The 24246-nt window shown below is 62.1% G+C and carries 22 protein-coding genes; 14 read left to right on the forward strand and 8 right to left on the reverse strand.

Annotation, left to right across the window (positions count from 1 at the left end; translation table 11 throughout):
- The first annotated feature begins 69 nt into the window (after window positions 1-69).
- The 5 genes from QWE_RS02410 (at window position 70) to QWE_RS02430 (ending at window position 5038) form a co-directional block, all read left to right on the forward strand.
- The gene (locus tag QWE_RS02410) at window positions 70-636 is read left to right on the forward strand and encodes a F0F1 ATP synthase subunit delta (RefSeq protein WP_040299310.1); all 567 of its coding nucleotides are present in this window, start codon (window positions 70-72) and stop codon (window positions 634-636) included.
- Window positions 636-2165 (forward strand): F0F1 ATP synthase subunit alpha, encoded by a 1530-nt coding sequence (atpA, locus tag QWE_RS02415; protein ID WP_006724478.1) that lies wholly within the window; start codon window positions 636-638, stop codon window positions 2163-2165. The genes QWE_RS02410 and atpA overlap by 1 nt, the downstream gene beginning before the upstream one ends.
- 29 nt (window positions 2166-2194) lie before the next feature.
- A complete protein-coding gene (locus QWE_RS02420; protein WP_006724479.1) occupies window positions 2195-3073 on the forward strand; it encodes a F0F1 ATP synthase subunit gamma in 879 nt (292 codons plus the stop codon).
- A 24-nt stretch (window positions 3074-3097) separates the two neighbouring features.
- Window positions 3098-4561: a F0F1 ATP synthase subunit beta gene (gene atpD / locus QWE_RS02425; RefSeq protein WP_006724480.1), complete on the forward strand. Its 1464-nt coding sequence runs from the start codon at window positions 3098-3100 to the stop codon at window positions 4559-4561.
- 69 nt (window positions 4562-4630) lie between these two features.
- Complete coding sequence (locus QWE_RS02430) at window positions 4631-5038, forward strand: F0F1 ATP synthase subunit epsilon (protein ID WP_006724481.1); 408 nt, start codon at window positions 4631-4633, stop codon at window positions 5036-5038.
- Window positions 5039-5103: 65 nt separating this feature from the next.
- On the opposite strand, the gene QWE_RS02435 is transcribed toward QWE_RS02430, so the two are convergent.
- The 4 genes from QWE_RS02435 to QWE_RS02450 all read right to left on the reverse strand — a co-directional run bounded on the left by QWE_RS02435 (window position 5104) and on the right by QWE_RS02450 (window position 10446).
- Window positions 5104-6723 (reverse strand): GMC family oxidoreductase, encoded by a 1620-nt coding sequence (locus tag QWE_RS02435; RefSeq protein ID WP_006724482.1) that lies wholly within the window; start codon window positions 6721-6723, stop codon window positions 5104-5106.
- A 9-nt stretch (window positions 6724-6732) separates the two neighbouring features.
- The gene (locus tag QWE_RS02440) at window positions 6733-7950 is read right to left on the reverse strand and encodes a mandelate racemase/muconate lactonizing enzyme family protein (RefSeq protein WP_006724483.1); all 1218 of its coding nucleotides are present in this window, start codon (window positions 7948-7950) and stop codon (window positions 6733-6735) included.
- Window positions 7951-7992: 42 nt separating this feature from the next.
- Window positions 7993-9417 (reverse strand): aldehyde dehydrogenase family protein, encoded by a 1425-nt coding sequence (locus QWE_RS02445; protein WP_006724484.1) that lies wholly within the window; start codon window positions 9415-9417, stop codon window positions 7993-7995.
- 102 nt (window positions 9418-9519) lie between these two features.
- Complete coding sequence (locus QWE_RS02450) at window positions 9520-10446, reverse strand: LysR substrate-binding domain-containing protein (RefSeq protein WP_040299312.1); 927 nt, start codon at window positions 10444-10446, stop codon at window positions 9520-9522.
- 168 nt (window positions 10447-10614) lie between these two features.
- On the opposite strand from QWE_RS02450, the gene QWE_RS02455 reads away from it, so the two are divergent.
- From QWE_RS02455 to QWE_RS02490, 8 genes are all read left to right on the forward strand, one after another.
- Window positions 10615-11547 (forward strand): L-lactate dehydrogenase, encoded by a 933-nt coding sequence (locus QWE_RS02455; protein ID WP_006724486.1) that lies wholly within the window; start codon window positions 10615-10617, stop codon window positions 11545-11547.
- Between the two features lie 86 nt (window positions 11548-11633).
- Window positions 11634-11999, forward strand: a complete 366-nt coding sequence (locus tag QWE_RS02460; RefSeq protein WP_006724487.1) for an ArsR/SmtB family transcription factor — start codon at window positions 11634-11636, stop codon at window positions 11997-11999.
- Window positions 12000-12028: 29 nt separating this feature from the next.
- A complete protein-coding gene (locus tag QWE_RS02465) occupies window positions 12029-12967 on the forward strand; it encodes a LysR family transcriptional regulator (RefSeq protein ID WP_006724488.1) in 939 nt (312 codons plus the stop codon).
- A 65-nt stretch (window positions 12968-13032) separates the two neighbouring features.
- Window positions 13033-13512: a formate dehydrogenase subunit gamma gene (locus QWE_RS02470; RefSeq protein ID WP_006724489.1), complete on the forward strand. Its 480-nt coding sequence runs from the start codon at window positions 13033-13035 to the stop codon at window positions 13510-13512.
- Complete coding sequence (locus QWE_RS02475; protein ID WP_006724490.1) at window positions 13509-15077, forward strand: formate dehydrogenase beta subunit; 1569 nt, start codon at window positions 13509-13511, stop codon at window positions 15075-15077. The genes QWE_RS02470 and QWE_RS02475 overlap by 4 nt, the downstream gene beginning before the upstream one ends.
- Before the next feature lie 151 nt (window positions 15078-15228).
- On the forward strand, window positions 15229-18111 hold the full coding sequence (gene fdhF / locus QWE_RS02480; RefSeq protein ID WP_006724491.1) for a formate dehydrogenase subunit alpha: 2883 nt from the start codon (window positions 15229-15231) through the stop codon (window positions 18109-18111).
- Entirely contained in the window at window positions 18108-18938 is an 831-nt protein-coding gene (fdhD, locus tag QWE_RS02485; RefSeq protein ID WP_006724492.1) for a formate dehydrogenase accessory sulfurtransferase FdhD, read from the forward strand. Before fdhF ends, fdhD begins: the two co-directional genes overlap by 4 nt.
- Complete coding sequence (locus tag QWE_RS02490) at window positions 18931-19275, forward strand: formate dehydrogenase subunit delta (RefSeq protein WP_006724493.1); 345 nt, start codon at window positions 18931-18933, stop codon at window positions 19273-19275. The genes fdhD and QWE_RS02490 overlap by 8 nt, the downstream gene beginning before the upstream one ends.
- A gap of 18 nt (window positions 19276-19293) precedes the next feature.
- Here the strand turns inward: QWE_RS02490 and QWE_RS02495 are convergent, their stop codons facing one another.
- The 4 genes from QWE_RS02495 to rocF all read right to left on the reverse strand — a co-directional run bounded on the left by QWE_RS02495 (window position 19294) and on the right by rocF (window position 23679).
- Complete coding sequence (locus QWE_RS02495; protein ID WP_006724494.1) at window positions 19294-20139, reverse strand: asparaginase domain-containing protein; 846 nt, start codon at window positions 20137-20139, stop codon at window positions 19294-19296.
- Between the two features lie 126 nt (window positions 20140-20265).
- On the reverse strand, window positions 20266-20742 hold the full coding sequence (locus tag QWE_RS02500) for a chemotaxis protein CheW (protein ID WP_006724495.1): 477 nt from the start codon (window positions 20740-20742) through the stop codon (window positions 20266-20268).
- On the reverse strand, window positions 20742-22526 hold the full coding sequence (locus QWE_RS02505) for a methyl-accepting chemotaxis protein (protein ID WP_006724496.1): 1785 nt from the start codon (window positions 22524-22526) through the stop codon (window positions 20742-20744). Before QWE_RS02505 ends, QWE_RS02500 begins: the two co-directional genes overlap by 1 nt.
- 217 nt (window positions 22527-22743) lie before the next feature.
- Complete coding sequence (gene rocF / locus QWE_RS02510) at window positions 22744-23679, reverse strand: arginase (protein ID WP_006724497.1); 936 nt, start codon at window positions 23677-23679, stop codon at window positions 22744-22746.
- Window positions 23680-23802: 123 nt separating this feature from the next.
- On the opposite strand from rocF, the gene QWE_RS02515 reads away from it, so the two are divergent.
- Window positions 23803-24228: an Lrp/AsnC family transcriptional regulator gene (locus QWE_RS02515; RefSeq protein WP_006724498.1), complete on the forward strand. Its 426-nt coding sequence runs from the start codon at window positions 23803-23805 to the stop codon at window positions 24226-24228.
- The last annotated feature ends 18 nt before the right edge of the window (window positions 24229-24246 follow it).

The raw sequence follows: 24246 nt of genomic DNA on the forward strand, positions 1-24246 counted from the left end.
AACGATATCAGGAGCTTGAGAGGCCTCGACAGAGGTGTCCGGCCACCTGGATCAAGATCAGGGAATTTTTTGCCCGTGGCAGACGCATCCCAAGTGATTTCAGGCGTGGCGGAGCGTTACGCATCGTCGCTTTTCGAGCTTGCGCTCGAAGCCGGCGTGCTTGACGCCGTCGCCGCCGATCTCAACCGTTTCCAGGCGATGATCGACGAAAGCGCCGATCTGAAGCGCCTGGTACAGTCGCCCGTCTTCACGGCCGAAGACCAGGTCAAGGCTATCAGCGTCATCGGCGAAAAGGCCGGTTTCAACGCGCTGGTGTTGAACTTCCTGAAGGTCGTCGCAAGCAATCGTCGCCTGTTTGCCGTTCCCGGCATGGTGGCTGCCTATCGCCAGATCCTCGCCCGTCACAAGGGTGAGATGACGGCTGACGTCACGTCTGCTCATGCCCTTTCGGCCGAGCAGGAAACCGAACTGAAAGCGGCGCTGAAGGGCGTTACCGGCAAGGAAGTTTCGATCTCCGTCACGGTCGACCCGTCCCTGCTCGGCGGCCTGATCGTCAAGATCGGCTCCCGCCAGATCGACACGTCCCTTCGCACCAAACTTTCCACCCTTAAGCTTGCACTGAAAGAGGTTGGCTGATGGATATCCGCGCCGCGGAAATTTCCGCAATTCTTAAAGATCAAATCAAGAACTTCGGCAAAGAGGCGGAAGTCTCTGAAGTTGGCCAGGTTCTGTCCGTCGGTGACGGTATCGCCCGCGTCTACGGCCTCGACAATGTTCAGGCCGGCGAAATGGTCGAGTTCCCGGGCGGCATCCGCGGTATGGCGCTCAACCTCGAAGCCGACAATGTCGGTGTGGTTATCTTCGGTGCCGACCGTGGCATCAAGGAAGGCGACATCGTCAAGCGGACCGGCGCCATCGTTGACGTCCCGGTTGGTCCGGAGCTGCTCGGCCGCGTCGTCGACGCGCTCGGCAACCCGATCGACGGCAAGGGCCCCATCAACGCGACCCGCCGTTCGCGCGTCGACGTGAAGGCTCCGGGCATCATTCCGCGCAAGTCGGTTCATGAGCCGATGTCGACCGGCCTCAAGGCCATCGACGCCCTCATCCCAGTTGGCCGTGGCCAGCGCGAGTTGGTCATCGGTGACCGTCAGACCGGCAAGACCGCGATCATTCTGGACACCTTCCTGAACCAGAAGCCGATCCACGACAACGGCCCCGACAACGACAAGCTCTACTGCGTCTACGTCGCCGTTGGCCAGAAGCGCTCGACCGTTGCCCAGTTCGTCAAGATCCTCGAAGAGCGTGGTGCTCTTCAGTACTCGATCATTATCGCTGCTACCGCTTCGGACCCGGCTCCGATGCAGTATCTCGCACCGTTCGCCGGTTGCGCCATGGGCGAATACTTCCGTGACAACGGCCAGCACGCCCTGATCGCTTACGACGACCTGTCGAAGCAGGCTGTTGCCTACCGTCAGATGTCGCTCCTGCTGCGTCGTCCTCCTGGCCGCGAAGCTTATCCGGGCGACGTTTTCTATCTTCACTCCCGTCTGCTCGAGCGCGCTGCCAAGATGGGCGACGCTGCCGGTGCCGGCTCGCTGACCGCTCTGCCGGTCATCGAAACCCAGGGTAACGACGTTTCGGCCTTCATTCCGACCAACGTCATCTCGATCACCGACGGTCAGATCTTCCTTGAAACCGACCTGTTCTATCAGGGCATTCGTCCGGCCGTTAACGTCGGTCTGTCGGTTTCCCGCGTTGGTTCTGCCGCGCAGATCAAGGCGATGAAGCAGGTTGCCGGCTCGATCAAGGGTGAACTCGCCCAGTATCGCGAAATGGCCGCCTTCGCCCAGTTCGGTTCCGACCTCGACGCCGCCACCCAGCGCCTGCTGAACCGTGGTGCCCGTCTGACCGAACTCCTGAAGCAGGCCCAGTTCTCTCCGCTCAAGACGGAAGAGCAGGTTGCCGTGATCTTCGCTGGCGTGAACGGCTACCTCGACAAGGTTCCGGTCAACCAGGTTGGCAAGTTCGAACAGGGTCTCCTCTCCTACCTCCACTCGGAAGGCAAGGCGATCCTGGACGCGATCCGCACCGACAAGGCGATCAGCGACGACACCAAGGGCAAGCTCAAGGCAGCCCTCGATAGCTTCGCGAAGAACTTCGCCTAATTCAGGCTCAAGCCAAGGACGGATAACGGATGCCTTCACTAAAGGATCTGAAAAACCGGATCGCCTCCGTCAAGGCGACGCAGAAGATCACCAAGGCGATGAAAATGGTCGCCGCGGCGAAGCTGCGTCGTGCGCAGGAAGCGGCCGAGGCTGCTCGCCCGTACTCGCAGCGCATGGGTGTCGTCCTGGCCAACATCGCGCAAGCCGTGGGTTCGGACGACAGCGCACCCCGCCTGATGACCGGCACCGGCAAGGACGACGTGCATCTGCTCGTCGTCTGCACTGCCGAGCGTGGTCTGTGCGGCGGTTTCAACTCGTCGATCGCCCGTTTCGCCCGTGACCATGCGCGCAAGCTCCTGGCTCAGGGCAAGACGGTCAAGATTTTCTGCGTCGGCAAGAAGGGCTACGACAGCCTGCGCCGCGAGTTCGCCGGCCTGATCGTCGAGCGGACGGATCTGCGCGAAGTGAAGCGTGTCGGCTTCACCAATGCGGATGCCATCGGCCGCAAGGTCATCGGCATGTTCGACCGCGGCGAATTCGATGTCTGCACGCTGTTCTATTCCGAGTTCAAGTCGGTGATCAGCCAGATCCCGACCGCCCAGCAGATCATCCCGGCCGCTCCGGCCGAGGCTGCCCCGCAGGGTGGTGCATCTGCACTCTACGAATACGAGCCGGATGCGGCTGGGATCCTCGAGGATCTCATCCCGCGCAATATCTCGGTTCAGATTTTCCGGGCCCTGCTCGAAAACGTCGCGGGTGAAATGGGCGCCAAGATGAGCGCCATGGACAATGCGACACGCAATGCCGGTGAGATGATCAATAAGCTGACGCTTTCGTACAACCGCCAGCGTCAGGCGCAGATCACCAAGGAACTCATTGAAATCATTTCGGGCGCGGAAGCGCTCTGAGGTTAAGGAAAGAGGGTAAGATAAATGGCTAAGGCAGCTACCCCCAAGTCTAAGGCGGTGAAGTCCGCAGCCGGCGCTCTCGGCAAGGTCACGCAGGTCATCGGCGCCGTCGTCGACGTCTCGTTCGAAGGCGAACTGCCCCCGATCCTGAACGCGCTGGAAACCGACAACGGCGGCAACCGCCTCGTTCTCGAAGTTGCGCAGCACCTCGGCGAAAACCAGGTCCGCACGATCGCCATGGACTCGACCGAAGGTCTCGTCCGGGGCCAGCCGGTAACCGACACCGGCGCTCCGATCACCGTTCCGGTTGGTCCGGAAACGCTCGGCCGTATCATGAACGTCATCGGCGAGCCCGTTGACGAAGCTGGTCCGCTGGTTACCGAAGGCCGCCGCGCCATCCACCAGGAAGCGCCGTCCTACGTCGAACAGTCGACGGAATCGCAGATCCTCGTCACCGGCATCAAGGTCGTCGACCTGCTCGCTCCTTACGCCAAGGGCGGCAAGATCGGCCTGTTCGGCGGCGCCGGCGTTGGCAAGACCGTTCTGATCATGGAACTGATCAACAACGTTGCGAAGGCACACGGCGGTTACTCGGTGTTCGCTGGCGTGGGTGAACGTACCCGCGAAGGCAACGACCTGTACCACGAAATGATCGAGTCCGGCGTTAACAAGCACGGCGGCGGCGAAGGCTCCAAGGCTGCGCTCGTTTACGGTCAGATGAACGAACCGCCGGGCGCCCGCGCTCGTGTCGCTCTCACCGGTCTGACGATCGCTGAAGACTTCCGCGACAAGGGCCAGGACGTTCTGTTCTTCGTCGACAACATCTTCCGCTTTACCCAGGCAGGTTCCGAAGTGTCGGCTCTGCTCGGCCGTATCCCGTCTGCCGTTGGTTATCAGCCGACGCTCGCCACCGACATGGGTCAGATGCAGGAACGCATCACCACCACGACCAAGGGTTCGATCACCTCGGTTCAGGCCATTTACGTTCCCGCCGACGACTTGACCGACCCGGCTCCGGCCACTTCGTTCGCCCACTTGGACGCAACGACGGTTCTGTCGCGCTCGATCGCTGAAAAGGGTATTTACCCGGCCGTTGACCCGCTCGACTCGACCTCGCGCATGCTCGACCCGCTGGTTGTCGGCGAAGAGCACTACGAGATCGCTCGTAAGGTTCAGACGACGCTGCAGCGCTACAAGTCGCTTCAGGACATCATCGCCATCCTTGGCATGGACGAACTGTCCGAAGAGGACAAGATGACAGTTGCCCGCGCCCGTAAGATCGAGCGCTTCCTGTCGCAGCCGTTCTTCGTTGCTGAAATCTTCACCGGTTCGCCGGGCAAGCTGGTTGCTCTCGAAGACACGATCAAGGGCTTCAAGGGCCTGGTCAACGGCGACTACGACCACCTTCCGGAGGCCGCCTTCTACATGGTCGGCTCCATCGAGGAAGCCATCGAGAAGGCCAAGCGCCTGGCTGCAGAAGCCGCTTAAGTACAGGGACTGCCGGCACGCGAGATGACTCGCGTGCCGCCTCATCCTTCATCAGAGAAGTGAACGACCATGGCCGACAATTTCAACTTTGAGCTCGTTTCGCCCGAGCGTCTTCTGCTCTCCGAACTGGTGAGCGAAGTCGTCATTCCGGCAACGGAAGGCGAAATGACCGTCATGGCCAATCATGCGCCGACCATGACGACCATCAAGCCGGGCGTCGTGACCGTCAAGCTCGCTTCCGGTCAGGTCACGAAATACGTGGTCTTCGGCGGCTTTGCCGACGTTCTGCCGACCGGCTGCACGCTGCTCGCCGAATCGGCCGTCCCGCTGGCCGAGATTGCTCCGGATACGCTGACCAAGCGCATCGATGAAGCCCGCAAGGAGTTGGAAGGTGTCGAGCATCACGAACACCGCACCAAGCTCGAGCAGTATCTCGCCGAGCTGACCAACCTGAACGGCGTTCTCGTCGCCGCCTGATCGGCTGGTCACGATAAAGGAATTGGAGCCGGGCCCTTGGGTCCGGCTTTTTTCATGCCCGGATGTCAGGCTGAGACGGCGTCTTCCAGGATCATCGCGGCACCCTTTTCCGCGACCATCATGGTCGGCGCGTTGATGTTGCCGGCTGTAATGTTGGGGAAGATGGAGGCATCGACGATCCGCAGTCCCGGCACACCATGGACCCTGAGGCGGGCATCGACCACGCTCTGACGAGGATCCGTGCCCATCGCGCAGGTGCCGCAGAGGTGATAGATCGAGCCACTGTTGAGACGGAAATAGTCGAGCAGCTTGGCGTCGGTATCGGCAGATTTGGAGGGCGAGATTTCCTCATCCACCCAGTCCGAGAGCGCGCGAGCATCCGCAATCCTGCGCATGAGACGGCTGCCCTGCAGAACCTCGTCGATGTCCCGTTCCGTCGACAGGTAGTTCGGACGGATCAGAGGCGCGTCGCCTGCATCGGGGGAGGCAATGGTGATGGTCCCCTTGCTGGTCGGTCGGCAGGCGTTGAAGGCGATGAGAAAGCCCGGATAGGGTTCCGGCGTCAGGCCCGCCCTCGGATTGTCCGGAATGCGGTAGGAGAGCGGGTTAAAATAGACCTGGATGTTCGGCCTGGGCTCTTCGGATGAGCCGCGAAAGAAGCCGCCGGCCTGGTTGACGCTCATCGCGAAGGGGCCGCTGCGCTTCATAAGCCAAGTCAATCCAAAGCGGGCCTGGCCCATGAGACTGGCAAAGTCGCCGTTCAATGTCGGGCGCTTCGACCGGTAATAGAAGCTGGCACAGAGATGGTCCTGAAGGTTCTGGCCGACCGCCGGCAGGTGTTTTCGGGTGTCGATCCCCTGGGCAAAGAGCGTCGATCCATCGCCGAAGCCGGAAAGCTGCATCAGCTTCGGCGTGTCCACGGCACCTGCTGCGAGGATCACTTCGCGGCGCGCGTTGAAGCTTCTTACCCGCCCATGTTGCATGACTTCGATGCCCGAGACCTTGCCATCTTGATCCACCAGCAGGCGGCGTGCGTGGGCGTCGCGCTCGATGGCGAGGTTCGGTCGCTTCAGCGCGGGGCGCAGATATTCCGCGCTGGAATGCGAGCGCTGGCCGCGCCGAGTATTGACGTCGTAGACGCCGGCTCCCTCGATCGTCGCGCCGTTGAAATCTTCGTTGAGCGGAACGCCCAGTTCGTCACAGGCGTCGAGGAAGGCGTCACTGCAGGCATGTGTCGCCCCGCGCATCGGCGTCACATGGATCGGGCCGCTTCCGCCATGCCATTGGCTCTCTCCCCGCGCATGGGTCTCCAGCTTGCGGAAATAGGGCAGCACGTCGTCGAAGCCCCAGCCCGTGTTTCCGGCGGCCCGCCAGTCGTCGAAATCCTCTGCCGCGCCGCGCACGAAGACCATTGCATTGATCGAGCCCGAGCCGCCCTGCACCTTGCCGCGCGGGGCATAGATCCGCCGTCCACCGAGGTTGGCCTCAGGCTCCGTGCGGTACATCCAATTGACCTTCGGATTGTAATAGCTCTTGGCGTAGCCGACGGGGATCTTGAACCAGAAGGATTTGTCCTCGCCGCCGGCCTCGATGAGCAGCACGGAATGCCGACCGCTTTCGCTCAGGCGACTGGCCACGATGCAGCCAGCGGAGCCTGCACCGACCACGATGAAATCGAAGATCATGGGTGTCCCTCAGCCCTTGGCCGGCATGAAGGCCTTCACATCGGCATGCTCGGCTCCCATCTGCAGGTGCAGCCTGTTACCGGTATAGGGCGTGTGCCTCGCGATGACGTCGTGGTTCAGCTCGATGCCGAGGCCCGGCTCTCGCGACGGAATGAGATAGCCGTCGTCGACGCCGAGCTTGGTCTTCAGCACCTCGGCGTGGAATCCACCGAAATCCATGATGGCCTCATGGATGAGGAAGTTCGGGCAGGTGGCCGCGAGCTGGATCGACGCCGCTGCCCCGACCGGGCCGTTGTAGAGATGCGGCGCGATCTGCGCATAGAAGGACTCGGCCATCCCGGCTATCTTCTTCGCCTCCAGCAAGCCGCCGACGCGAGCGACATTCATCTGCAGGATTGAGGCAGAGCCAAGCTGCAATACTCTCTGGAATTCGTACTTCGTCGTCAGGCGCTCGCCCGTCGAGACGGGGATCGAGGTCGCGCGGGCGACTTCCGCCATCGCGGCTTCCTGGCCGGGCGGCACGGGCTCCTCGAACCACAGCGGATCATACTTCTCCAGCCGCTTGGCGAGCCGGATGGCGGAGGAGGGGACCATCTGGCCGTGGGTGCCGAAGAGGATGTCGGCGCGGTTGCCGATCGCATCGCGGATCTTGCGGCAAAACTCCTCGCAACGATCCATGACCGGCAGCGAGAGCTGGTGGCCGGAATAGTTGGTGTAGGGGCCGGCCGGATCGAATTTCAGCCCGGTAAAGCCGGCCTCGACCATGCGGATCGCTTCTTCGGCGGCGAGATCCGGATCGTTGTAGTCGTATTCGCCGGCTGAATTCTTCGGATAGAGATAGGTGTAAGCGCGCAGCTTGTCATGCACAGGGCCGCCGAGAAGATCAGCGACCGGCCGTCCGGCAGCCTTGCCGATGATGTCCCAGCAGGCGATTTCAAGGCCTGAGATGATCCCGACCATGGTCGGATCAGGCCGCTGAGTGAAGCCGCTTGAATAGGCCGCGCGCCAGAAGCGCTCGATCTGGTGCGGGTCGTGGCCCTCCAGATAGCGGGTGAAGACGTCTTCGACCAGAACGGCGATGCCCGAGGGGTGGAAGGCGGTTGAATAGATTTCACCGACACCCTTGATGCCGCAGGCCGTCTCCAACTCGACGAAGATCCAGTACATGCCACCGATATGCGGCGCGGGCGTTGCGACGACGTGTGTCTTGAGCGATGCGACTTTCATGGATGCCCCCGATGACGAATTCTTGAGCCGGCTAATCGGCGATCAATGCTTGAGGATGACGAGGCGGGTCTGGGTGAATTCCAGCATGCCGTGCTTGCCGTCGTCGCCGCCGAGGCCGGAGCGCTTCCAGCCGGCGTGGTAGCCTTGATAAGGGTCGGCCGGGAAGCGGTTGATGTAGAGTTCACCCGCCTCGATCTCATTCGCGCCCTTCATCACCTTGCGGTAGTTCTCGGTGAAGACGACGGAGGCGAGGCCGAACTGGTGGTCGCTTGCCATCGCAAGTGCATGGTCGAAATCGGTATAGGGGATGACGGGTAGCACGGGGCCGAAGACCTCTTCCTGGACGATCTCCATGTCGTGGCGGCAGTCGGAAAGCAGTGTCGGCGGATAGAAATAGCCATCGCCCGGCGGCAGAAAGCCTCCCGTCTCGATGACCGCGCCATCCGCGTTGGCGCGCTCGACCATATGATGGACGCGCAGACGGGCTGCGGCATTGGCAAGCGGCCCCATGCGGGACGGATCCTCGCTGCGATCGCCATAGTGGCGGCGTTCGAAGGCGTCTTTTAGTTTGGCGAGCAGTGCGCCATGCACGGAGGCATGCACGTAAAGACGCTCGACGGAGGTGCAGACCTGGCCGCAATGGGCAGTCTTGGCCGCGAGAACGCTTTTCGTCACCACATCGAGATCGGCGTCCGGCTCGACGATGACGGGTGTCTTGCCGCCGAGTTCCAGCGAGGGCTTGGCGATGTTTGCCTTGCAATAGTCGAGAACCACCTGGCCGGCAGCCACGCTTCCGGTCAGCGTGATCATGCCGACTTCGCGGCGGGTGCACATGACCTCTGCCACCTCATGGCTCATGGTCATGATGCTGATGAGACCTGCGGGAAGCTCCGCCTCCCTGATCGCTTCCGCAAACACAAAGGCCGAAGTCGGCGTGTTGTTGCTGGGCCTGACGACCACGGCATTGCCGGTGATCAGGGCCGGGGCGATCTTGCGCACCAGGGTGTAGATGGGAAAGTTGAAGGGGATCAGGCAGGCGACGACGCCGATCGGTGCCCGCTTCAGCATCAGCGTTTCATCCGGCGTGTCGCTCTCGATGACCTCGCCTTCGACGCGGCGCGCCCATTCGGCGTGGTAGCGCATCAGCTCAACACCGTAGCCGGTTTCAGCCACGGCATCCTCCAGGCTCTTGCCGGATTCCTCAGCCAGTGCTGCGCCGATCTTCTGCTGATGGCGCTCCACGGCGTCGGCGAGCCTGCGGAGTGCATTGCCGCGCTCGATGGCGGGCAGGCGCCCCCACGGCTTCTGGGCAACAGCGGCCGCGTCCACCGCCTCGATGACATCGGCCTCTGTCGCCGATGTCATCGAGGCAAAGAACCGTCCGGTCGCTGGGTTTTTTACCTCGATCGGCTGGCGGGCTCCGGTCTCGCGAAAGGTTCCGGCAATGAAGTTCTGGAAGGTGGGCATGGCAGGCACTCCGACTAAGGTCAGTTCGCCACCAGTAGGAAGTTGCCCTTCCTGCTTCGCAAGCGACGAATTGTCGGGGCGAGCATTCCAAAAAGGAATGTTTCAGACGTGCGCTTGTTTGAGCTGTGCCATCGAGCCTTCGGTGATTTCCTGCTGCAGCCAGCGTTTGAGCGCTTCGACATGCGGAGACAGCCCCCGATCCGTCCGCGTGACCAGCCAGTAGGACTCGTGCCCCTCGACTTCGACGTCGAGAAACTGCGCCAGCGCCCCGTTCTGCATCAGGGGGGCCACCATTGACCGATCCGCCACCGCGACGCCCAGCCCGTTGCAGGCGGCCTCGATAACGAGATCGAGGAGGTCGAATTCAAGGCCACCACCTGTGTCGGTCTCGGTGAGCCCCGCCGCATCCAGCCAGCGTTGCCAGGTGAGGTAACGTTGATCGGCAGATGCGAGTACATGCAGGAAGGTGAAGCGCGAGAGATCGATTGTCTCGCCAGCTCGCAATCCGTCCGTGAGATGTGGCGCGCAGACGGCAATATGCCGTTCTGTGAACAGGCGCTCCGAGCGCAGGCTCGGCCATTCGCCGTCGCCAAAGCGGATCGCGCAGTCCAGCATCCCGCGCTCCGAAAGATTGTCTTCGACATCCGTGGTGATGCTCAGATCGACGTCGGGCAGGAATGCTCGAAGGCTCGTCAGGCGCGGCATCAGCCAGCGCTTGGCAAAGGTCGGTGGCACATTGATCCTCAGACGGCGCTTGTTACTTTTCTCGCGGATATTGCGGACCGTCATCTCCACCGTGTGGAAAGCCTGCTGCAATGAGGCGAGCAATTCGGCGCCAGATGGCGTCAGTTCCAGGTGATGGTGCCTGCGGATGACAAGGGGCTCGCCGAGCTGCTCCTCGAGATTGCGCACCTGTCGGCTGACGGCGCTTTGGGTGAGGTTCAGCAACTCCGCTGCACGCGTGAAGCTGCGGGTCTGGCCCACCACCTCGAATACCTTCATCGCGGATAGCGCCGGAAGTCGTCTCATGATCCCTCGTAATGCTCCGATGAGGTTTTGAGGATTAAATCAGAGGCCACAGACCTGCGCCATGCAGTTTTGACGCGAATGTGTCATGCTTTCCGATATAGCTGATTGAAGCTGTCGAGTGGTCTACGCCACAAGGGCTCAGGGTTTTATGCTTTCGGGGGAATTGGCATGAAGGTCGGTATCGTAGGTGCGGGAATGGTCGGCAGCTCGGCGGGTTATGCGCTGGCGCTGATGGGGCTTGCGAGCGAGGTCGTGCTCATCGATCGCAACGAGGCACTCGCCATCGCGCAGGCGGAAGACATTGCCCATGCGGTGCCGTTCATGTCCTCGACCATGGTGAATGCCGGGCAGTACCGGGATCTTGAGGGCGCGAGTGTCGTCATCCTCTCCGCCGGTGTCAGCCAGAAGCCGGGCGAAACGCGCCTCGAGCTTCTGGAGCGCAATGCCGCGGTTTTCCGTTCCGTGCTTGCCGAGGTGTTGCCGGTCGCACCGGATGCGATCCTGCTGATCGCGTCCAATCCTGTCGATATCATGACCCAGATCACTACACGGCTTTCCGGGCTCGATCCCCGCCGGGTGATCGGCTCCGGGACCATTCTCGACACCGCGCGTTTCCGCAGCCTTGTCGGGCGGCATCTGGGCATCTCGCCGCAATCGGTGCATGCCTATGTGCTGGGTGAACACGGCGACAGCGAGGTTCTTGCCTGGACAAGCGCGCGGGCCGGTTCCGTGCCGCTGTCTTCTTTTGCTGCGCAAGTCGGGTCCCCGCTTACGGCGGAAGTCCGCGCGCAGATCGATGACGGTGTGCGCAACGCGGCCTACAAGATCATCAACGGCAAGGGCTCGACCTATTACGGTATCGGCGCCGGCCTTGCCCGCATCGTCAAGGCGATCGCGCGTGATCAGCGCGATGTGCTCTCCGTTTCGATCTCGACGCCCGAGGTGGCCGGCGTTCGGGATGTTGCTCTATCGATCCCGCGCGTGGTTGGCGCCGAGGGTGTTGTCGCCGATTTGTTTCCCGATCTCGACGATGAGGAGTATGCGGCCTTGAACCGCAGCGCGTCGCTTTTGAAGGAACGAGCTGATGCCATTCCTTTGTAGGGGGCAATGCCTATATAGTGGCAGGATATGCAGGCGCGGCAGCGCGCCACCTGTCAGATACAGCGCCCCGATTTCTGGATCACTTGATGAACGAAACGCCGCCACTCACCCCTGAGGCCCTTGACGATTTCCTGCTGAAGGCGCGCGCCGCCAGCGGCCTGCTAAAGGCGCTGTCGCACGAGACGCGCCTGTTGATGCTGTGCATGCTCTGCCAGGGCGAGAAGACGGTCACTGAAATCGAACAGTTCCTCGGCATCCAGCAGGCCGTCGTTTCCCAGCAGCTCGCGCGCCTGAGGAGCGAGAAGGTGGTCCAGACGCGTCGTGAAGGACGCCAGATCTACTACCGGATCGCCGATCCGCAACTCGCTGAACTGATCTCTGTTCTCTACAAAATGTATTGCGGCCCGACACCCGTGACAAGCAGTCAAACGGCGGCGCTCACCGAGGCGTAAGCCCGAGAGCGCACCGAGAGGGCGGGGAGATGATCGACAAGCTGGAATTCTTCATCGCGCTCGCCCGCCAGCAGCATTTCGGTCGTGCGGCGGAAGAATGTGGCGTGACCCAGCCGACCCTGTCTGCTGGCATCCGCCAGCTCGAAGAACAGCTCGGTGTGATGCTGGTGCAGCGCGGCTCGCGCTTTCTTGGACTCACGCCGGAGGGTCAGCGGGTGCTCGAATGGGCGCGGCGCATCGTCGGCGATACGCGCACCATGCGCGAGGAGATGCGCGCTGCCCGGCGGGGTCTTGCAGGCCATATCCGGCTCGCCGTCATTCCCACGGCGCTTGCGATGGTGCAGAAGCTCACCGAACCCTTCCAGGCCCGGCATCCGGACGTCACTTTTTCCGTCGTGTCGCGCACCTCGCTGCAGGTGTTGAGCCTGCTTGAGAATCTCGAGATCGACGCCGGCATTACCTATCTCGACAATGAGCCGCTCGGTCGCGTCACCAGCGTGCCGCTTTATTCCGAGCGCTATCACCTGATCACCGGCGTCGGCACGCCGCTTGCCGATCAGGGCAGCGTCACCTGGAGCGAAGTGGCGGATCTCAGGCTCTGCCTCTTGACCGCCGACATGCAGAACCGCCGGATCATCAACCAGCACATGACGGAGGCGGGCGTATCGCCAAAGACGACGCTCGAATCCAACTCGATGATCGTGCTCTTCTCCCATATTCGGACCGGCAAATGGGCGTCGATCATGCCGAGAAACGTGGCGGAATCCTTCGGTTTCGGCGAGGAAATCCGGATGATCCCGATCACTTCCCCGGATGCCGAGCATCTGGTCGGCCTCGTCGCCACCCATCGTGAACCCTTCACGCCGCTGGTTTCCGGCCTGTTGCACGAGGCCCGTCTGCTCGCAGCCTCTCAAGCCTTCGATAGAAATCTTCTATCGAGCGACGGAAGCGCCGTATTGACCTCCTGACATCGGACCCATCATCATCTTCCGATGGACGACCCCGCCAGGGCTCGGCGGGTGAGGAGGAAGACATGAACATTCGTGTGGCTGCGGACGACGTCTCCGCCCGCATTTCGGCTGTGATCGCCGAGTTGCAGCATCTGGAGGGCCCGATGCTCCCGATCCTGCACCGCTTGCAGGAGGAATTCGGTTACATTCCGGAGGTCGCCAAACAGATCATTGCCAGCGCGCTGAACCTGTCGCGTGCCGAAGTGCATGGCGTCGTCACCTTCTACCACGATTTCCGCGCCGAACCGGCGGGACGGCATGTGCTGAAGCTCTGTCGTGCCGAGGCTTGCCAGTCGATGGGCTGCGAGCCTCTGGCGGAGACAATCAAGGCCAAGCTCGGCATCGACTGGCACGAGACGACGGCTGACGGTGCCGTCACACTCGAACCCGTCTTCTGTCTCGGCCTTTGCGCCCAGGCGCCGGCCGCGATGCTCGACGGCGAGCTGCATGCCCGCCTCGACGAAGACTGTCTCACCGACATTCTGGCGGAGGTGCGCTCATGAGCGTCCCAGAAACCGTCACTGTCTTCGTCCCCCGGGATGCGGCAGCGCTTGCCGTTGGTGCCGACAAGGTGGCGGCTGCCATCGAGCGCGAAGCCATGGCGCGCGGCCAGGATGTCACCATCGTGCGCAATGGCTCGCGCGGCATGCTGTGGCTCGAAGTGCTGGTGGAAGTGCGCACCGAGCACGGCCGCGTCGCCTATGGTCCAATCAAGGCATCCGACGTGCCGTCGCTCTTCGATGCCGGCTTCCTTGATGGCGGCGAACATCCCCTCGGCCATGGCTTCACCCAGGACATTCCCTTCCTGAAGGGCCAGACGCGGCTGACCTTCGCCCGCTGTGGTGTCACCGATCCGCTGTCGCTCGCTGATTACCGCCACTATCAGGGCCTCAAGGGTCTCGCCAACGCGATTGCCATGGCGCCGACCGACATCGTCAAACAGGTGACCGACAGCGGTTTGCGCGGTCGCGGCGGTGCGGGCTTCCCGACCGGCATCAAGTGGAAGACGGTCGCGGATGCGAAGGCCGACCAGAAATACATCGTCTGCAATGCCGACGAGGGCGATAGCGGCACCTTTGCCGACCGGATGATCATGGAAGGCGATCCCTTCGTGCTGATCGAAGGCATGGTGATTGCCGGCATCGCGGTGGGTGCCACCAAGGGCTATGTTTATACGCGCTCAGAATATCCGCATGCCATTGCCATAATGGAAGAGGCGATCGCGATTGCTAGGGCTGCGGGCATCCTCGGCCCATCGGTGATGGGATCGCCTTACGCCTTCGACATGGAAGTGCGCATGGGCGCCGGCGCCTATGTCTGCGGCGAGGAAACTTCTCTGCTCAACTCGCTGGAAGGAAAGCGCGGCGTTGTCAGGGCCAAGCCGCCGTTGCCAGCGCTGCAGGGCCTGTTCGGCAAGCCGACCGTCGTCAACAATGTCATGTCGCTGGCCTCGATTCCTGTCATCATGGACCGGGGTGCTGCGTTCTACCGCGATTTCGGCGTCGGCCGCTCGCATGGCACGATCCCGATCCAGCTTGCCGGCAATCTCAAGCATGGCGGCCTTTATGAAACTGCCTTCGGCCTGCCTCTCGGCCGGCTGATCAACGAGATCGGCGGTGGCACGATCTCCGGGCGCCCGGTCAAGGCCGTTCAGGTCGGCGGGCCGCTCGGCGCCTATTTCCCGCCGTCGCTCTTCGACACGATCTTCGACTACGAGGCGTTTACGGCGGCCGGTGGCCTGATCGGCCATGCCGGTGTGGTTGTCTTCGACGATACCGCCGACATGCTGAAGCAGGCGCGCTTTGCCATGGAGTTCTGCGCTGTCGAAAGCTGCGGCAAGTGCACACCCTGTCGCATCGGTTCGACCCGTGGGGTGGAAACGGTCGACAAGATTGCGCGCGGCATCGAGCCGGAGAAGAACAAGGTGCTGCTGGAGGATCTCTGCAACACCATGAAGTTCGGCTCGCTCTGTGCGCTGGGTGGTTTCACGCCCTATCCTGTCATGAGCGCCATGGCGCATTTCCCGGAAGATTTTGTGCCGGCACCCGTGAGGGAGGCAGCGGAATGAGGGGCGGTTGTCTTTCGTCATCCTCGGGCTTGTCCCGAGGATCTACCGACTTTGCCATGCGGGCGACGTTCATTGCTGAACCGGCTCCCGAAGTTCAGACGCAGCAGATCCTCGGGACAAGCCCGAGGATGACGGCGGAAAGGTAAGCGCCATGCCCCTCGTTCCTGAAATCGACTACGGCACCCCCGCCTCGCGCTCGGAAAACATGGTGACGCTCACCATCGACGGTCGCGCGATCACGGTGCCCGAGGGCACGTCGATCATGCGCGCCTCGATGGAGGCCGGCATTCAGGTGCCGAAGCTCTGCGCGACAGACATGGTCAATGCCTTCGGTTCCTGCCGTCTCTGTCTGATCGAGGTCGAGGGTCGCAACGGCACGCCCGCCTCCTGCACAACCCCGGTCGCCCCTGGCATCGTCGTGCACACCCAGACGGAGCGGCTCAAGGCCATCCGCAAGGGCGTGATGGAGCTCTATATCTCCGACCACCCGCTCGACTGTCTCACCTGTGCGGCCAATGGCGATTGCGAGCTGCAGGACATGGCAGGCGCCGTTGGCCTCCGCGATGTGCGCTATGGCTATGAGGGCGAAAATCATGTGAAGGCGCGGTCTGCCGAGGGCGGGATCAACGCTCAGTGGATGCCGAAGGATGAGAGCAATCCCTATTTCACCTATGACCCGTCGAAATGCATCGTCTGTTCGCGCTGCGTGCGTGCCTGCGAAGAGGTGCAGGGCACGTTTGCGTTGACCATCGAAGGCCGTGGCTTCGACAGCCGCGTGTCACCCGGCGCGCATGAGGCGTTTCTCTCGTCGGAATGCGTCTCCTGCGGCGCCTGCGTTCAGGCCTGTCCGACAGCCACGCTGACCGAAAAGTCCGTTATTGCCATCGGCCAGCCGGAGCATTCGGCTGTTACCACCTGCGCTTATTGCGGCGTCGGCTGTTCGTTCAAGGCGGAGATGCGTGGCGAGGAACTGGTGCGCATGGTGCCGTGGAAGGATGGTCAGGCCAATCGCGGCCATTCCTGCGTCAAAGGCCGGTTCGCCTATGGTTATGCCAGCCACAAGGACCGCATCCTCAACCCGATGATCCGCGAAAAGATCTCCGATCCCTGGCGCGAAGTGACCTGGGAAGAGGCCTATGCGCATGTCGCCTCCGAATTCAAGCGCATCCAGTATCAGTATGGCCGTGAAGCTATCGGCGGCATCACCTCGTCGCGCTGCACGAATGAAGAGACCTATCTGGTCCAGAAGCTGATCCGCGCCGGCTTCGGTAATAACAATGTCGATACATGCGCCCGCGTCTGCCATTCGCCAACCGGCTATGGTCTGGGTCAGGCTTTCGGCACCTCGGCCGGCACGCAGAACTTCGATTCGGTCGAGCACTCCGACGTGGTTCTCGTCATCGGCGCCAATCCGACGGATGGCCATCCGGTGTTCGGCTCGCGCCTGAAGAAGCGGCTGCGTCAGGGCGCCAAGCTGATCGTCATCGATCCGCGCCGCATCGATCTGGTGCGCACCCCGCATGTGGAAGCGGCCCACCATCTGCCGCTGAAGCCCGGCACCAATGTCGCGGTGCTCACGGCACTTGCCCATGTCATCGTGACCGAAGGTCTGTTTGCCGAGGCTTTCATCCGTGAGCGTTGCGACTGGTCGGAATTCGAGGACTGGGCCGCTTTCGTCTCCGAGCCGGAGCACTCGCCGGAGGAAACCGAGAAGTTCACCGGCGTTCCGGCCGAGGAACTGCGTGGTGCCGCCCGCCTGTTCGCCACCGGCGGCAATGGCGCGATCTATTACGGCCTCGGCGTCACCGAACACAGCCAGGGCTCGACCACCGTCATGGCGATTGCCAACCTCGCGATGGTCACCGGCAATATCGGTCGGCCGGGCGTCGGCGTGAACCCGCTGCGTGGCCAGAACAATGTCCAGGGTTCCTGCGACATGGGCTCCTTCCCGCATGAACTGCCCGGCTATCGCCATGTCTCCGACGACGCGACGCGCGAAACCTTCGAAAAGCTCTGGGGTGTCGAGCTCAGCAGCGAGCCGGGCCTGCGCATCCCCAACATGCTGGATGCCGCCGTCGATGGTACGTTCAAGGGCATCTACATCCAAGGCGAGGACATCCTGCAGTCCGATCCGGATACCAAGCATGTCTCCGCCGGTCTCGCCGCCATGGAATGCGTCGTGGTGCACGACCTCTTCCTCAACGAGACGGCCAATTACGCGCATGTCTTCCTGCCGGGCTCGACCTTCCTCGAAAAGGACGGGACCTTCACCAATGCCGAGCGCCGAATCAATCGCGTGCGCAAGGTGATGACACCGAAGAACGGCTATGCCGATTGGGAAGTCACCCAGAAGCTCGCCCAGGCCATGGGGCTTTCCTGGAACTACACCCATCCGTCTCAGATCATGGACGAGATCGCAGCGACGACCCCGAGCTTTGCCGGCGTCTCCTACGACTATCTGGAAAAGATGGGCTCGGTGCAGTGGCCCTGCAACGAGAAGTTCCCGGTGGGGTCGCCGATCATGCATGTCGACGGTTTCGTGCGCGGCAAGGGCAAGTTCATCCGCACCGAATATGTCGCGACGGATGAGCGCACCGGCCCGCGCTTCCCGCTGCTGCTGACGACTGGTCGCGTTCTCTCGCAATACAATGTCGGTGCGCAGACGCGCCGCACGGATAACAGTGTCTGGCATGAGGAGGACCGGCTGGAGATCCATCCGCATGATGCCGAACAGCGCGGCGTGAAGGACGGCGACTGGATCAAGCTCGCCAGCCGTTCCGGCGATACGACGCTGCGCGCGTTGATCACCGATCGCGTGGCTCCGGGCGTGGTGTATACGACCTTCCACCATCCGAACACGCAGGCCAATGTCATCACGACCGACTTTTCCGACTGGGCGACCAATTGCCCGGAATACAAGGTGACCGCCGTGCAGGTCTCGCCGTCCAACGGTCCGACCGAATGGCAGGAAGAGTATGAAGAACTGTCGCGTCAGTCGCGACGGATCGTCGGCAAGCTGGAAGCGGCGGAATGAGTGATCTGATCGGCTCCACGGCGCGCATGGTCGGCGGGCTCAAGGCGAGCCGTGGGCTCGTTTCGAGCAGCAGCCGGCTCGTGCCGGAGGAGGTGCCGATTGCCTTTTCCTATGGCGGCACCACCCATGCCGTGATGATGGCGACGCCCGATGATCTCGAAGACTTCGCCGTCGGTTTTTCGCTCGCCGAAGGTATCATCGAGAGTGCCGAGGATGTACTTGCCATCGATCCAATCGAAGTGGGTGAGGGCATCGACGTCCAGGTGACCCTGAAGGAGATGACGGCCGAGGCGCTGGTTGCCAGGCGTCGGCGGATGGCCGGCCCTGTCGGCTGCGGGCTCTGCGGCATCGAGTCGATCGAACAGGCGAGCCGCCCTGTTCGGCTTGTCGGGGCGGAGGGATTGCGCATCACCGCGCGTGAGATCGCCGACGCCATGGTGCGCCTCGGTGCAGCGCAGGACCTCAACTGCCAGACGCGTGCCGTGCATGGCGCCGGCTTCTACATTGCCGGTCAGGGGCTTGTCGCGATTCGCGAGGATGTGGGCCGCCACAATGCGCTCGACAAGCTCGTCGGTGCTGTCGTTATTGGTGGCTGGGACCCTGCCCAAGGGGCGGTCGTGGTGACGAGTCGTCTGTCCGTCGAGATGGTGCAAAAGACGGCGGCCCTTGGCGCGCCGCTGCTGATCGCGATCTCCGCACCGACAGCACTTGCCATCCGCACGGCGGCGCAAGCCGGGATCACGCTGATCGGGATTGCACGCGACGAGGATTTCGAGATTTTCACCCGGCCCGACCGGGTGGCCGAGGGAGTAGCGCTGCATGTCTGACACCGGCACGGATGCCAAGCTGATCCGCATGGCGAACCAGATCGCCACCTTTTTCCTGTCGCAGCCGGAAGAGGTGCGTGCGGAGGGCGTGGCGACGCATATCAACAAGTTCTGGGAGCCGCGCATGCGCCGCCGCTTCCATGAACTGATGGAAATGCCCGATGCCGGTTTCCTGCCGCTGGTGGTTGAGGCTGCCAACAGCGTCAAGCGCCCCGGCGCGCCGGATGCCGCTGCCGTCGGCCTTGGTCAGGATGCAGCGGATGGTGCACCCGGCGGCAAAGGTGCGGCCACAGGCGAATCGCTGTCGGAGCCCAGCATCCCGGAGACGACGCCCTGAGCCGAGGCGGAAGTGCCTTCAGTTCAGCCAGAGATGGATGAGTGCTGCTTCCGGCGTCTCGGTGCCACTGTTTTCGATGCCGGTGCTCCAGAGGCCGGCACCCGCCGCATAGGCGCCGGGTGACAGGCCGCCGGCTTCACATTGGCTTACCGCCCGCAGCCGCTTGCCGCTTTTCACTGCCTCGGCCAGAACCGTCAGCAGGTTCGCATCGTTCATCGCAGTCCCCGCGCCGAAGATCCTGAGCACCGCGCCATCGAGCGTGCCGAGCATTGCTTTGACGGCCTCAGCCGGAATGCCCGGCGACAATGTGAGGATCGCAAGCTTGCGGTCGTCGAAGGTCCGCTGCTTCGGTGGGGCGGGTATTGTCTGTGGCTGCGCGCGAAATGCATCCGCTTCGTGGCTGTCATGTTTCACCAGTCCGTCAGCGGCGAGAAGTTTGCCGGCAAAGGCAAGGAAAACGCCAGGCTCTCTGCTTCCCGTGGCCGAGATTGCAAGGTCGAGATTGCCTTCGGCATCGCCGTTGTGGCCGAGCGGCAGCATCGAGCCGCAGAGAATGACACGACGGTTCTCGCCCGCCAGCGCCTGAGAGAGGGCAGCGCCGGTGAAGGCCATAGTGTCTGTGCCGTGGGTAATGATGACGGCGGCGTCCGGATGGCTGCGGATCGTGTCCAGCATCCGGTTCCAGTGGCGAGGGCCGACATCGGCGCTGTCGAGCAGGGGATCGAAGACCTCTGCCGAGAAATCTGTCCCTGCGGGCAGGCGCTCCGCTACCGCTTCTTCCACGAGTCCCATGCGGGGTGCCAGGCCCTCGGATGTCTCGGCCATCCCGATCGTTCCACCCGTGTGGATCAGCAGCAATTTCATTCTCGCCTCCCGGATTTGTCGTCGTCTGGTAGGGCAGTGCGACGCTGAGATCAACCGGGCTTCGAAACGCGAAAGGGCAGCGCCTGACAGCGCTGCCCTTTCAAAATCAGTGAAATGTCGCCGTGATCAGGCGGCCAGATCTTCGAGATCGCTGCCCTTGAACATCTTGGCGAGGTTCAGGAAGCAGATCATGCCGTTTTCGTTGGCGATGATGCCTTCGGAGAAGGTCTTGTCGAAGGAGGCCGAGACTTCCGGCACCGGCTGTACCTGGCTCGACGGGATGGTCAGGATGTCCGAAACGCGGTCGACCAGCATGCCGATGACCATGTTGTGGACTTCGGCCACGACGATCGCCGAACGCTCGTTGGCAACGGTGCTCTTCATGCCCAGCTTGTAGGCCAAGTCGATGATCGGGATAACTGAGCCGCGCAGGTTCATCACACCGATGACATCGGCCGGCGCATGCGGGATCGGCGTCGAGGGTGCCCAGCCGCGGATTTCGCGGATCGTGGTGGTCTTGACGCAGAATTCCTGATCATGGAGCCGGAAGGCGATGATCTCGAGGGTCTCACTGCCGAAGCTGGTGGAGCTGATAGTTGCCATTAGAAATCTTCCCAACCTTCCTGTACCTTGGCGGCGGCGGCGCCACCTGTGGCGCGAGCGACACTCGCCATGAGCTTGCGTGCCGGTGATGCAACGGGTGAAGCATCGGGACGCGCTTCCATGACTTTATGCGAAGAGTGTTGCCCAATTCTAAACTGCGACACCAGTTCGCGCAGTGAAGCCGCCTGTTTTGCAAGACTATGGCTCGCGGCCGTCGATTCTTCGACCATCGCAGCATTCTGCTGCGTATTCTGGTCCATCGCGTTGACCGCCTTGTTGATCTCGCAAAGGCCGGTCGACTGTTCGCGCGAGGCCTCGACGATCGCTGCGACATTGGTGTTGATGTCCTTGACCTCGATGACGATCTGCTCGAGCGCCTTGCCAGTCTCGCCGACCAGCTGGACACCGGTCTTCACCTGATCCGTGGAGGTGCTGATCAGCGCCTTGATTTCCTTGGCGGCGGTCGCCGAACGCTGCGCCAGTTCACGCACTTCCTGGGCAACCACGGCAAAGCCCTTGCCGGCTTCCCCTGCGCGGGCAGCCTCGACACCGGCATTCAGGGCCAGGAGGTTCGTCTGGAAGGCGATGTCGTCGATCACGCCGAGAATGTTGGAGATCTGCTTGGACGAGTTTTCGATCTGGCTCATCGCCTCGATGGCGTTCCTGACCACGAGCCCCGATCTTTCGGCTCCCTCCTTGGTGCGGGCAACGAGTTTGCCGGCTTCGCTGGCGCGCTTGGAGCTGTCTGCGACGGTCTGGGTGATCTGCTCCAGGGCCGCTGCCGTTTCCTCCACCGCTGCAGCCTGCTGTTCGGTTCTCTTGGAAAGGCTGTCGGAGGCTTCGCGGATCTGCGACGATCCGGACGCGATCGCGTCGGTGTTGCAGCTGACATTCTGCATCGCGGCTGCGACGCGTGCCATGGCGGCATTGAAGTCGGTGCGGATCTGTTCGAGCGAGGGGATGAAGGGCTTGTCGATCGTCGCCGTCAGGTCACCATGGGCGAGCGCCGTCAAGCCCCTGGCAATTTCGTCGACGGCGTTCACACGGCCGGTAATGTCGGTTGCGTATTTGACGACCTTGAACACGCGCCCACTGGCATCGAAGATCGGATTGTAGGATGCCTGGATCCAGACGATCTTGCCGCCCTTGCCGATGCGCTTGAACTCCTCGGAGACGAATTGCCCCGAGGCGAGCGTCTTCCAGAAATCGCGATAGGCATCGCTGCGCGCATAGTCCGCCTCGCAGAACATGGAATGATGCTTGCCGGCGATTTCACTCAGCGTATAGCCGAGGGTCGCAAGGAAGTTTTCGTTGGCGGTCAGGATCTCGCCTGTCGGCGTGAACTCGATCGTTGCCTGGACGCGGGAGATCGCCTCGAGCTTGCCGGCGTCTTCCGCCGCCCGCAGTTTCGCTGCCGTGATGTCGGTCGCAAACTTGACGATTTTCCAGAGCTTGCCGTTCCTGAAGACGGGATTGTAGGAGGCCTGGATCCAGACTTCGCCCCCGCTCTTCTTCATGCGCTTGTATTCCCGGCTTTCGAACTGGCCGCGATTGAGCATCGCCCAGAATTCGCGGTAGTCCGCAGAGGCCGTGTAAGTGGGATCACAGAAGATGCGGTGATGCTTCCCCTTGATCTCCTCCAGACTATAGCCGAGCGCACGACAGAAATTCTCGTTCGCGGTGATGATGGTGCCGTCCAGCTTGAACTCGATGACGGCCTGCGAGCGACCGAGTGCATCCAGCACCGCCTTCGACTCCAGCCCAGGAAATGCAATCAGCGCCATATTGGCCCTCCAGAATGAACTTGCACCGCAGCCGGTGCTCCAGAGCCAATATTAGTCTTGTCGGCTTAAACAATGGTCAATGTTCAACAACCTGAGCATATGCCCGTGAATGAAATTCAGTCATTTCCCACATTTTTGAGGGGATGAAATCTGACGAATTACAATTACGACGCTAAATAGCGCTCACACCTGTATATCCCAATATGCGGGTGTATCTTCAGCCGCCTCTCGTCGGGCGATCCAGGATCCGCCGGCCGAAGAGGCTCGCCGCCAGTTCCACCATGACGCGGGCGCTGCGGCCCCGGTCATCGAGAAACGGGTTGAGTTCGACGAGGTCGAGGGAGGAGACGAGCCCGCTGTCGTGCAGAAGCTCCATGATCAGATGCGCCTCGCGGAAAGTCGCGCCGCCCGGCACCGTGGTGCCGACGCCGGGTGCAACGTCGGGATCGAGGAAGTCGACATCAAGGCTCACATGCAGCAGCGCGTCGGCCTGACGCACGTCGGCCAAGATGCGCTTGACGATGCTGCCCATCCCCTCTTCATCGATAGCGCGCATGTCAAAGACATTGACGGCATTCTCTGCGATCAGCCGGCGTTCCTCCTCGTCAACCGAACGAATGCCGACCTGGTAAACATGCTGTGGGTCGACGAATGGCCGCTCGCTTGGCAGGATCGCGGCAAATTCGGCCTGTCCGCAGAAGAAGGCGACGGGCATGCCATGGATGTTACCTGACGGCGAGGTTTCTGGCGCATTGAAGTCCGAATGGGCATCCAGCCAGAGCACGTAGAGCGGTCGGCCCACCTCACTGGCATAACGCGCCATGCCGGAAACGCTGCCCATCGAGAGGCTGTGATCACCGCCGAGAAGGATCGGGACGGCGCCGCTGGCCGCTGCCTCGTAGGTGGCGGCTTCGATGGCACGGGTGAAGGCTCCAACAACCGGCAGGTTCTTGGCACGTGGCATATCCGCCAGATCCGTTGCCGGCTCCGGTCGAAGATCGCCGCGATCCTCGACGGTATAGCCGAGGTCACGCATGGCCGGACCGATCCCCGCGATGCGATAGGCCGCAGGCCCCATGGCGCACCCGCCGCGGCCCGATCCCTCTTCGAGCGGTACGCCGATGAGGGCGACAGTTTTCTGTTGATTGGCCATGTCTCGTCCTTCTCTTCACTGACCCGCATGATCGGGCAAAGCGACGTTCTCAAAAAGGTGGAACTTCGTCACAAAGCGCTATAGTTTGCGCAGATCGCAACCGTGATGTGACAGTTTGTAAAAATGGACGACCTCGATCGCACCATCCTCGGCGCATTACGCCAGAACGCCCGCCTACCGGTTGCCTCGCTTGCGGCGATGACCGGGGCGTCGCGCGCGACGATTTCGGCCCGTATCGACCGGCTGGTGGCGAACGGCACGATTGCGGCCTTCACCATCCTGACCGGCAGCGAGATCCAGCCCAGCGGTGTCAGGGCGATCATCATGATCGAGGTCGTCGGGAAGTTTCACGACCGGGTGGCCCATCAGCTGCGCGGCATGCCCCAGGTACGATCCCTGCACAGCACCAATGGCAAGTGGGATTTCATTGCCGAGCTGGAGGAGCGGGATCTCGCGAGTTTCGACGAAACGTTGCGCCGGATCCGGTTGATCGAGGGGATCAACTTCACGGAGACCAATATTCTCCTGAAGACCAGCAAGGTCGCCTGATCTTATACGCCATCGGCG

The organism is Agrobacterium albertimagni AOL15 (assembly GCF_000300855.1).
Taxonomy (GTDB): Bacteria; Pseudomonadota; Alphaproteobacteria; order Rhizobiales; family Rhizobiaceae; genus Allorhizobium; species Allorhizobium albertimagni.